The organism is Neisseria sp. P0021.S006 (assembly GCF_051956895.1).
Genome location: NZ_JBQCWZ010000324.1, coordinates 1 through 1,493, shown reverse-complemented (window position 1 = coordinate 1,493; position 1,493 = coordinate 1). Strand labels below are relative to the sequence as shown.

5 protein-coding genes are annotated in these 1,493 nt (G+C 44.0%); all 5 read left to right on the top strand.

Annotated elements, in window-relative coordinates; translation table 11 throughout:
- The coding region (locus ACTHUM_RS13770; protein ID WP_440403143.1) for a tetraacyldisaccharide 4'-kinase at positions 1-420 on the top strand (420 nt) is incomplete at its 5' end.
- A gap of 64 nt (positions 421-484) precedes the next feature.
- Entirely contained in the window at positions 485-637 is a 153-nt protein-coding gene (locus ACTHUM_RS13765; RefSeq protein WP_440403142.1) for a hypothetical protein, read from the top strand.
- Entirely contained in the window at positions 638-1,150 is a 513-nt protein-coding gene (locus ACTHUM_RS13760; protein WP_440403141.1) for a hypothetical protein, read from the top strand.
- An 83-nt stretch (positions 1,151-1,233) separates the two neighbouring features.
- Positions 1,234-1,416 carry a Trm112 family protein gene (locus ACTHUM_RS13755; protein WP_049329252.1) on the top strand — a complete coding sequence of 61 codons (183 nt, stop codon included), beginning with the start codon at positions 1,234-1,236 and terminating at the stop codon, positions 1,414-1,416.
- Positions 1,413-1,493: cytidylyltransferase domain-containing protein (locus tag ACTHUM_RS13750; protein ID WP_440403144.1), on the top strand; the 81-nt coding region annotated here is incomplete at its 3' end. The genes ACTHUM_RS13755 and ACTHUM_RS13750, both read left to right, overlap by 4 nt.

The window sequence follows — 1,493 nt, the reverse complement described above, 5'->3', positions numbered from 1 at the left end:
GTTGATGCGGTCGTCGTCAGTGGCGGAAAAGCAGATACGGCATTCAGGCCGTCTGAAAATATGTTTGCCAGCCATATTGAAACAGGGCAGATTTACCGTTTGAATAGGCCGTCTGAAAAATTGGATTTGGCGGGTTTGGGAAATCAAACCGTCGCCGCCGTTGCCGGTATTGCCAAGCCGGAGCGTTTTTTCAATACGTTGCAAAGCCTGAATATCGCTTTGAAACAAACCGTTGCCTTGCCTGATCATGCAGATATTACGGCCGCGGATTTGCCGGACGCAGATGTGGTGATTATCACGGAAAAGGATGCGGTCAAATTTTCAAACGGCCACGACCTGAATCATGTGTGGGTCTTGCCTGTTTATGCGATAATTAAGCCGGACTTGGCGGCGTTTGTATCCGCGAATGTTTCAATCTAAATGCTTATAGATGTTTCACAGATGTTTTAAAGATGGTCTTCAAACTACGCGATAGGAGTAAATCATGAAGTTAAAATATTTGTTGGTCGCTTGTGCAGCTTTATTTGTATCTACTCAAAGTTTAGCTGCCAAACCAAGTGATGAATCTGCAATGAAATGGTTGGAGATTCAAGGGATAAGCAATAATTATAGCGAGAAAGTGCAACGTTCTTTGTAGATGGTGAATAAAGAGGACAATGAGCGCTTGTTAACGATGACGCCCAAAGCTCAAAAAGCGCAGATGAAGGCGGTCATCAGCCGTTATATGAAAAACATGCAAGATGATTTGAGCCGCCCTGAGTTGAAAAAACAATGGTTGGATGAAGAAAAGCGTGCCGTACAGAAAGTATTTACACGAGAAGAAGTCGATGTACTCAACAGCTTCTTCTCTTCCCCTCGGGGCAAGGGTATTTTGAAAAAAATCAATCATCTCAGACAGCATGGCGGAGATATTGACAATGTGCTGAGCCAAGCAGACGTGGATAGCATAGTAAAAGTATTTGAGCATGGGGCCGGTAAGTCTGCATTTGAAAAGATAGAACGTTTCGACAAATTGAATGATGAGATTGTTAAAAAGACAATGAGCAACAACTATATCAACGCAAGCAGGAAATATACGCCCGCTTTTGAGGCGCAAACGCGTGATATTTTGTGTAAGGGCAATAAACATTCTTCGGAATGTGCCAAATAATGTGCAGGCCGTCTGAAAATATTGATATTTATACTGTCCGAATCATCTCAGATGGCCTTGATATAACTACCGAAAGTAACCCCATGGAAAAAAAATTCTTAGACATCCTCGTTTGTCCTGTAACCAAAGGCAAACTCGAATACCATCAAGACAAACAGGAATTGTGGAGCCGTCAGGCGAAGTTGGCTTATCCGATTCGTGACGGCATCCCTTATATGTTGGAAAACGAAGCGCGCCCGTTGAGCGAAGAGGAACTGAAGGCATGACCGAATTTGTCGTATTGATTCCGGCGCGGTTGGATTCTTCACGTCTGCCGGGTAAGGCTTTGGCCGATATTCACGGT

Coding starts and splice junctions, on each gene's coding strand:
- ACTHUM_RS13765 (WP_440403142.1), top strand. CDS start 485: ATGAAGTTAAAATATTTGTTGGTCGCTTGTGCAGCTTTATTTGTATCT.
- ACTHUM_RS13760 (WP_440403141.1), top strand. CDS start 638: ATGGTGAATAAAGAGGACAATGAGCGCTTGTTAACGATGACGCCCAAA.
- ACTHUM_RS13755 (WP_049329252.1), top strand. CDS start 1,234: ATGGAAAAAAAATTCTTAGACATCCTCGTTTGTCCTGTAACCAAAGGC.